General features: G+C 69.2%; 9 protein-coding genes and 1 pseudogene. 6 read left to right on the top strand and 4 right to left on the bottom strand.

The genetic code is table 11. The features are described from left to right. Positions 1-129 precede the first annotated feature (129 nt). Complete coding sequence (locus tag KEG57_RS52795; RefSeq protein ID WP_272428421.1) at positions 130-966, bottom strand: GNAT family N-acetyltransferase; 837 nt, start codon at positions 964-966, stop codon at positions 130-132. Positions 967-1,025: 59 nt separating this feature from the next. Between KEG57_RS52795 and KEG57_RS52790 the strand changes: the two are divergent. Beyond that, a pseudogene (locus tag KEG57_RS52790) lies at positions 1,026-1,235 on the top strand (IS630 family transposase); the annotation flags it as partial. Between the two features lie 15 nt (positions 1,236-1,250). Here the strand turns inward: KEG57_RS52790 and KEG57_RS52785 are convergent. Continuing rightward, positions 1,251-2,339, bottom strand: coding sequence for an alkene reductase (locus KEG57_RS52785; RefSeq protein ID WP_272428422.1), 1,089 nt, complete (start codon positions 2,337-2,339; stop codon positions 1,251-1,253). Between the two features lie 59 nt (positions 2,340-2,398). Between KEG57_RS52785 and KEG57_RS52780 the strand changes: the two genes are divergently transcribed. From KEG57_RS52780 to KEG57_RS52770, 3 genes are all read left to right on the top strand, one after another. Beyond that, the gene (locus KEG57_RS52780; protein WP_272428423.1) at positions 2,399-3,394 is read left to right on the top strand and encodes an AraC family transcriptional regulator; all 996 of its coding nucleotides are present in this window, start codon (positions 2,399-2,401) and stop codon (positions 3,392-3,394) included. Between the two features lie 172 nt (positions 3,395-3,566). Next, the gene (locus KEG57_RS52775; RefSeq protein ID WP_272428424.1) at positions 3,567-4,022 is read left to right on the top strand and encodes a hypothetical protein; all 456 of its coding nucleotides are present in this window, start codon (positions 3,567-3,569) and stop codon (positions 4,020-4,022) included. Next, on the top strand, positions 4,019-5,059 hold the full coding sequence (locus tag KEG57_RS52770) for an RNA ligase family protein (protein WP_272428425.1): 1,041 nt from the start codon (positions 4,019-4,021) through the stop codon (positions 5,057-5,059). Before KEG57_RS52775 ends, KEG57_RS52770 begins: the two co-directional genes overlap by 4 nt. Here the strand turns inward: KEG57_RS52770 and KEG57_RS52765 are convergent. After that, complete coding sequence (locus tag KEG57_RS52765) at positions 5,047-5,751, bottom strand: ankyrin repeat domain-containing protein (protein WP_272428426.1); 705 nt, start codon at positions 5,749-5,751, stop codon at positions 5,047-5,049. The two genes, KEG57_RS52770 and KEG57_RS52765, sit on opposite strands and share 13 nt — an antisense overlap. Next, entirely contained in the window at positions 5,748-7,013 is a 1,266-nt protein-coding gene (locus tag KEG57_RS52760; RefSeq protein WP_272428427.1) for a PAAR domain-containing protein, read from the bottom strand. The genes KEG57_RS52765 and KEG57_RS52760 overlap by 4 nt, the downstream gene beginning before the upstream one ends. A 141-nt stretch (positions 7,014-7,154) precedes the next feature. Here KEG57_RS52760 and KEG57_RS52755 point away from each other — a divergent pair, with 141 nt between their 5' ends. Together KEG57_RS52755 and KEG57_RS52750 are read left to right on the top strand one after the other, a co-directional pair. Further along, positions 7,155-7,691, top strand: coding sequence for a rhodanese-like domain-containing protein (locus KEG57_RS52755; protein WP_272428428.1), 537 nt, complete (start codon positions 7,155-7,157; stop codon positions 7,689-7,691). Next, positions 7,688-8,124 (top strand): MauE/DoxX family redox-associated membrane protein (locus KEG57_RS52750; RefSeq protein ID WP_272428429.1); only part of this gene is annotated, 437 nt, incomplete at its 3' end. The genes KEG57_RS52755 and KEG57_RS52750, both read left to right, overlap by 4 nt.

The following is an 8,124-nucleotide window of genomic DNA, read 5'->3' as shown; positions in this document are numbered from 1 at the left end:
GGCCTGTTCGATGAACTGCGCATCGCGCAGTTCATCGACCCCGAGTCCAGCGCTTGCGCTGGTCCGGGTCCAGGGGTGGACAACCCCTGGTGGGGCCTGGGGCAACGCCCCAGCTCAGCGCCTCCCAGCTCAGCTCGGGCTCCGCACGAGGACGGCGCGCGTATAGAGGAGCTCGAACCCCTGCCGCTGCACGTTTTCCTGCGATTTGGACCCTGGCTGCGTCGTGACCACGGCCACGTCGCAGCCGGCCTTGGTGGCGATCTCGAGCCGCGCGGAGAGGAGCGCGCTTTGCACCCCGCGCCGCCGATGCTCGGGCAGGGTCGCCGCGCCGCAGAGCTGGGCGACGCCCTTTGCGAGCCGCATGCTGGCGCCGCCCGCGATCACGCCGTCGCGCCGCGCCAGGTAGCGGGAGAACCCGCCGGTCGAGGCCATGTCGCGCATGATGCCCTCGATGAGCTCGCGCGGGAAGGACTCGTGGGAGGGGACGCCCTGCGCGTCGGGGCTCGCGAAGCCGGTTACCACGACATCGATCCACGCGGAAAGCTCCGAGAGGGGGCTCGGCAGGATTTCGACCGAAGGCGCCCGCGGCGCTTCGTGCTCGACCGGCAGGCTCCGGCCGAGCACGTTCTCGAATCCCTGGAGCACGTACCCACGCGCGGTGAGCTTCTGGCCAATCGAGGGGTCCGCGAGGGTCGCGATCTCCACCTGCACCGGCGACCCTCGCTCTGCAAAGGCCTCCTCGACCGCTGCGAGGGCGCCCTCGTCGAGGGGGCCCGCGAAGCCGAGGCCCGCGACCTTGTTGAGCGGAGAGCCCGGGGCGCTGAAGGTGGCGATGCCCCCGGCCAGCGGGATCACGAAGGGGCCCGTGCCGGGGTCCCGGCGCAGCACCACGTCGATGCTGTCGGCGAGGAGGCCGCACTCGGCCTCCTCGATGCGGGCGACCAGGTTGGTGCTAGCGAAGAGCATGGTGGTTGGACCATTCTAGTGTCCTGGGACTGACGTTCGTAAAAATTCTCGGTGCATCGCATCCGAGGTTCCACCTGCACTTCACGCCGACCGACGGATCATGGCTCAACCTGGTCGAGAGGTGGTTCGCGCCGCTCACCGAACGTGCGCTACGGCGCGGCGTTCATTGCAGCGTGCGCGAGCTGGAGAAGGCGATCTGCGAGTACCTCGACGCACACAACGAGGACCTGCCACCCTCTTTTCTCAATACCGCTCCCTTATCTTCCTGAAGCCCCGGTTTCGAGTCAGGGCAGCGCCGGATAATCCGTATAGCCCTTCTCCTCGCCCGTGAAGAAGGTGGCGGCGTCCGGCGGGTTGAGCGGGGCCTCGCGCCGGAAACGCTCCGGGAGGTCCGGATTGGCGAGGAACGGCACGCCGTAGGCGACGAGATCGGCTTCGCCGCGGGCCAGTGCCTCCTCTCCAGCTCGCGCGTCGTAGCCGCCGTTGACGATGACGGCGCCCTGGAAGGCCTTGCGCAGCAGCGGGGTGATGCGCTGCTCCGCGCTCGGCACCGCGTTGCCCGACACGGCCTCGGTCACATGCAGGTAGCCGAGTCCCAACCGGCCGAGCTCCCGGGCCATGTAGGTGAACGTCTCGACCGGGGTGGAGTCCTTCATGCCCGCGTAGGGGAACGGCTGCGGCAAGAGCCGGTAGCCCACCCGCTCCGCGCCCCAGACACCCACCACCGCCCGGGCCACCTCCAGCGGGAAGCGCGCCCGGTTCTCGATGCTGCCGCCGTAGGCGTCCGTGCGCTGGTTGGAGCCATCCCGCAGGAACTGGTCCAGCAGGTAGCCGTTGCTGCCGTGCAGCTCGACGCCATCAAAGCCCGCCTCCCGGGCGTTCTCGGCCGCGCGCCGGAATTGCTCGACGATGCCGGGAATCTCCTCGGTCTCGAGCGCTCGCGGCGTCACGATGCGCGTCTTGCCCTTCCACGTGAAGGCCTCTCCTTCGTAGCCGATCGCCGAGGGCGCTACAGGCAACTGGCCGTCATGGAAGTCCGGGTGCGAGACGCGCCCGACATGCCAGAGCTGGGCGAAGATGACTCCACCCAATGCATGGACGGCGTCCGTCACCTTCCTCCAGCCCGCCACCTGCTCGGGTGAGTGCATGCCGGGGGTGCGGATGTACCCCACGCCCTGGGGGCTGACCTGGGTGGCCTCGGTGATGAGGAGCCCCGCCGAGGCGCGCTGCTCGTAGTACGTCGGTGCCAGGGGGCTCGGCACGTTGCCATCCACGAGCGCCCGGCTGCGCGTCATCGGCGCCATCACCATCCGGTTCTTCAGTTCGAGGCGGCCCAGGCGGAAGGGGGACAGGAGCTTCGAAGCGGTTGCCATGGTTCTTTCCTTGTTGAGGTCGGGTGGACAGAAAATGCGCAGGCCGCTATGGACGTGCCATGGCATCCAGTCCAAATAAATTGACCGATCGTCCAGGCCCGGTGGACGAGCCGGTAACCGACGTCCTCGCGGATGTGCTGGACGCGATGCGTCTGACGACCCTCATGCATGGTCGCTTCGAGCTGGGTGCTCCCTGGGGAATCCGGTTCCCGGAGAGCCCCGGCGCGCACATCGTCATCGTCGCGCGTGGGAGCGCTCGCCTGGAGGTCGAGGGCGTCGAGGGAGCCATCGTCCTGTCCGCCGGCGATCTGGCGCTGTTTCCGCACGGCGGAGGGCACACGCTGCGCGATGCGGAAGGCAGCCCGCTCCACATGCTCGGACACGGCGAATGTCAGCGGGCCCGCGGGGTAGGGCCGATCCGGCTCGGCGGTGATGGGGCCCGCACCACCCTGGTCGCGGGGACCTTCCGGCTCGGTGCCGCGCCTCGCACGCCGTTGTTCGAGGGGCTTCCACGCGTCATCCACGTCACCGCGGACGATCCCGCGACGTCCCCCTCGCTTTCGCCCCTCGTGCAACTGCTCATCGCGGAGAGTGCCTCGGTAAGCCCGGGCGCGACCGTCATCATGAGCCGGCTCGCGGACATCCTGTTCGTGCAGGCACTCCGGACGCACATTGCGGCGAGGCAGTGCCACCAGCACGGGCTGTGTGCGCTCGCGGATCCACAGATCCGCAAGGCCCTCTCCCTCATCCACGAGAGACCCGCCGAGCCCTGGACCGTCGAGAGTCTCGCGACGGCCGTTGCCCTCTCGAGGTCCAGCTTCGCCGCGCGCTTCAACTCGCTCGTCGGAGAGCCCCCACTCGAGTACCTCGCGCGGTGGCGAATGACGAAGGCCGCCCAGTTCCTTCGGGAGGGCGAGCTTCCGCTCATCGAAGTCGCGGAGAGCATCGGTTACCAGAGCGAGGCGTCGTTCAACCGGGCCTTCAAGCGCTGGGGCGGGGTGGCACCAGGCGCGTACCGGCGAGAACACCGCCGGGGTGAACGGCATGAGGCCTGATCTCCCCGATGCGCCGGAGGGGCGCTTGCGCAGAATGAACCCGCCGATTTCACCCTCGCAGAGGAGCCGTCGCCCGGCCACTTTCGCCGTCCCCGAGCGGGATTTTTTGATTCCCGCTCCCGCTCCCGCCCATTGACGCCTCGTCCCGCGAGTGGTCTCCTCGCCCGCCGCCATGCCCATTCCTTCGCGCCCGCTCCTCCTCGTCCTCGCCGCCTCCCTCTTCGCCTGCGCGGGCCAGACGCCTCCGCCGAATCCGGCCGAGGCGCCCCGCGCCGCGATCGCGCCTGCCAAGGGGTACGACGCCCGCGGGCAGTCCAAGGCCTGCGAGCCTCCGCCCGCCGATTGCCCTACCGTCTCGCCCGACCGCGACCTCGCCGATCGCTGCTCGCTCGGCGGCTTCCGCATGATCCAGTGTGGCTGCGAGATGCTTTGCGCCGGCGATCCGGGCAGCGGCGGCGCGAAGCAACACTACGACGCCGAGGGCCACGGCAAGGCCTGCGCCCCCGCGAAGGATGATTGCACGCCCGAGCCGGCGAGCGCCGCCTTCCAGGACGCCTGCGCCGAGAAGGGGCACAAGCTCGAGGTCTGCGGCTGTGAATGGCTCTGCTCGGGGAACCCGAAGTTATGACGTTCTCCCCGTACGAAAAGATCGCCGAGAGCCTCGCGGCCGCACTCGGCGACGACGAAGCAGCCCACCGCGCGGCGAGTCGCGCCGAGTGGATCGTCACCGAGAAGATCCACGGCGCGAACTTCTGCTTCGTCACGGAGGGCAGGGAAGTGCGGTGCGCCAAGCGAAAGGGATGGCTCGCGGAGGACGAAGACTTTTTTGGTCATCGCGGCGTGCTGAGCCGATTCGCGGGTGGCGTGCGTGACGTGCTCGGGCGGGCGGCGGCGCGCGAGCCGAAGGCCACGCTCGTCTTCGTGTATGGCGAGCTCTTCGGCGGCGGATACCCGCACCCCGACGTCCCGCCCGCGACCGGCGTGCAGCCGGTGCAGACCGGCTGCTGGTATGCCCCGGGGATCGAGTTCTGCGCGTTCGACGTGGGGTTCGTCCGGGAAGGTGTCTCCGAGCGCGTGTACCTCGATCAGGACGAGGCCCGCGAGGCGTGCGAGGACGCCGGCATTCCCTTCGCGCGGCCGCTCTTTCGTGGCCGCTACGAGGACGCGCTCGCTTATCCGCTGGGCTTCGAGACCACCATCCCCGCGCGCCTCGGCCTGCCTTCGCTCGGACCCTCGAACAAGGCCGAAGGCGTGGTCCTGAAGCCCGCCCGCGCGCTCGTCGTGCCAAGGCGCGCCGGCGTGGTGCGTCCCGTCGTGAAACGCAAGATCCCCGAGTTTTCCGAGGACGAGCGTTTTCACGAAGCGGAAAAATGGTCCGGCCCGCGCGCGCCTTCGGCCTCGCCCCTCGATTGGCTCGTGCACGAGGCCTCGTCCCTGGTGAACGAGAATCGCCTGAACGCCGCCGTCTCCAAGGTCGGACCGACGCGACCCGGGGACACGGCGCGGCTCGGCGAGGTGCTCGCGCTCGTCCGCGAGGATCTCGAAACCGAGCTGCGCGCGCGCCACGGCGAAGCCCTGCGCGCCCTCTCGCCAGCCGAAACCCGCGCGCTCGCCGCCCACCTCGACAGCGAAGCGCGCGCCCTCGTCGAGCTCTACCTCGGCTGATCGACCGGAATCCCGAGCCGCTCGGCGACCTTGCGCCGCCACCCCTCGAGCGGCGAATCCGCCGCCGGGATCGGCTTCTCCGCGAGCTTTCGCACGGACAACCCGACCTGATCCTTCGCGTCCGGATCCGCGCCGCGATCGAGCAGCTTGTGCACCTCGTCGTATCGATTGAGATACGCGAGCCGCAGCGCGGGCGTCTGCTCCATCTTGTTTTTCACGTCCACGGGGACGCCACGATCGAACAAGATCCCCAGGTTTTGCCATTGCCCGAAGTTCAGGGCCTGGTGGGCGAGGGGAACGGCCTTCTGGTTTTCGAGGTTCGGGTTTCCGCCGTTGTCGAGCAGAAGGACGAGGAAGCGCGGATCGGGGCTCGTCGCGGCCACGAGCATCGGCGACGTGCCGATCTTCGTGAGCACGTTCGGATTCGCGCCCGCCGCGAGCAAGGCCCGCACGGCGATCTCGTTCTTCGCGACGAGCTCGTACATGAGCAGGTTCACGTCCGAAGGCACGACCTCGTCGAGATCCGCGCCTCGCGCGACGAGCGCGCGCAGCGTGGCCACGTCGCCACGCTCGGCGGCGGCCGCGGCCTCGCGCAGCCGCTCGCTCGGAAACACCTCGTTCGCGGGCGGGACGGGCGGCCTCGGGCCCAGAATCCCCTCGAGACCTGCGGCAAATTGCTCAACGTCCTTCACATCATCCCCTGAATGGTCGCGATGTCCTGGCTCTTTTGCTGCTCGATGCCGGCCTCGTGCGTGCTGTGCCGCTCGATCATCTCGCCGAACCGCTTCTTCTCCTGGTCGATCTCCGCCGCCGCCCAGTCCTTCGTGCGCCGGGCCATGCCGAACGGGTTCAGATACCCCCAGCCGCTGTCCGGGTGATCAAACGTCGGCTCCGGCGGCCACTGCCGGGCCGTGAAGCTGCCGTCCGGATTCTGGTTCACCGCGTTCAGGCCGTACCGATTGCCGATCGCGTCCGGCATCAGCCCGGAGATGGGCGAGTGCTCCTGCGCCCAGGTGAGGATGTCGCCGTCGACCTGGTACGCGTCGATGAGATCGTTCGTCCGTGAAGGATCGAGCCCGTAACGCTCGTACGTCTTGTCGTGGATGCCCGACGCGTTGAAGGTGTTCGCCGGCAGGCCCGAGGCGAGGGAGCCAGCCGACGCGAGGCCGCCGCCGAGCGAGTGTCCGGCGATGCTCGCGTTGTTGCCGTAGACCGCGGCGACCTGCCGCGAGAGCTCGACGGCCTGCGTGTACTGCGCCCCTTCGAAGCCCGTGCCCTGCGAGAGGTTGCCCCAGAGCCAGTCGTTGCCGTTCCACTGCTTCCAGGTCTCGAACTCCGTGCCGCGCATGACCAGCCTGTAGCTGCCGTCGATGTCGGAGCGGTAGAGGTCGGAGTAGAACCCGGTGCTGTCATCGTGGAAGACGGCGTTGCGCAGCTCCGGCGGGAGATCGTTCGGGCCGAGGCGCGTCCAGCCCTCGGGCGCGCCGCTCGTCCTGTAGACGTCGTTCACGAGGCGCGCGTCCTCGACCGAGCGGTTGTTCCGCGCGAGCCGCTCGGCCGCGTTCGAGAGGCGATCCTTCTCGGGGCCGTTCGGCATCGAAGCCGCGCGCTGCCGGGCCTGGTCGATGAGGCGCAAGCGCTCCATGAGGCGCATGCGTTTGTCCGCCGCGGTCATCTTGCCGATGATGACCGTGGGACAACCCTCGTCGATGAGCCCGCCGTGGAGCGTGCCATCGCCGAAGCGCGCCGCCATCTTGCCTTCGAGCAGCACCGTGGGCTCGCCGATGCCGATGATGTCGGGCGGCGAGCCCGTGCACTCGAGCTGGTCGGTCACACGAGCCGCAGGCTCGCCGCCGACGAGGATGGTCGGTGCGCAAGCAGGCAAGATGTCCTTGCCGACATGCTGCAAACAGAGGTGATGATCGCCTTTGCGCGCTGCGATGGGATCGCTCATCCGGGTCCTCGGGGTCGATCGAGCGCGGCCATGATCACCCGGGAAGCGAGGAGATGGGAAGCGCGAAATGGAGGCAACCCGCACCCACGCGCTGCGGCATACCTCGCCTCCTCGCCGCTTCCGCGCTAGCTTCGCAGGAGGATGTCGTCCGGGCTCGATCGACCCCTCGTCCTGCGCTCGGCAGCGCTGCTCCTCGGAGGCGCCGTGCTCGGCCTCGGCATCAACGCAGCACGGCCCGCAGGCGTCGCCCTCGTCGGCTTCGAGCCGCCCACGGCATGCACCACCACCGCAGCCGAAGAGGCGCCCGTGATCGAGATGACGCCACGCGAGGCCTCGACCCTGTGCGGCCAGCCGGGCACGCTCTTCGCCGACACGCGCACGGCCGAGCGTTTCGCAGCCGGGCACGTGGCCGACGCGATCCACCTGCCATGCGACGCAACCGCGAGCGGCGCCGAGGTAGCGATGAAGGAGCTCGGCCACGCGCAGACGATCGTGGTGTACGGCGAGTCGACGGAGGAGGCCTACGAGGTGGCCGAGACGCTGCGCCGTCGCGGGCTGAAGATGGACGTGCGTGTCCTGCGCGGCGGCTTTTCCGCCTGGGAGCAGGAGGGCCTCGCGTGCGCCTCGGGTCCGTGTCCCGGCTGCGCCCTCACCCACAAGCAGGAGCCGAGCCCGTGAAGACCGCACTTCTTTGGCTCTTGCGCCTCGGTCTCGGCGGGATGTTCCTCGCAGCCGGCGCGCTCAAGTTTTACGACCCGACCTCGTTCGCGCTGGAGATCCACAACTACCAGCTCCTGCCGGATCTCGCTCCGCTACTCGCGGCCACGCTGCCAACCGTGGAGATCGTCCTCGGCCTCGCCCTGCTCGCAGCCCCAAGGCCATGGATGCGCGCCAGCGCGTTCGCCTCCACGCTGGTGCTCGGGGTCTTCACGGTGGCCGTGGCCTCCGTGGTCGCACGCGGCGTGAACATCACGTGCGGCTGCTTCGGCGAGGGATCAGGGCCCGTGACGATGTTGACGGTGCTACGCGACGTGGTGCTGGTCGCAGCGGGGGTGCTGCTGTTCTGGCTGGCGAAAGAGCCGCCGCGCCCCGCGCGTGCGCGTTCCACGGC

It is taken from the genome of Polyangium jinanense (assembly GCF_028435365.1).
The sequence above is the reverse complement of the archived record's forward strand: the minus strand, read 5'-3'. Positions and strand labels throughout refer to the sequence as shown.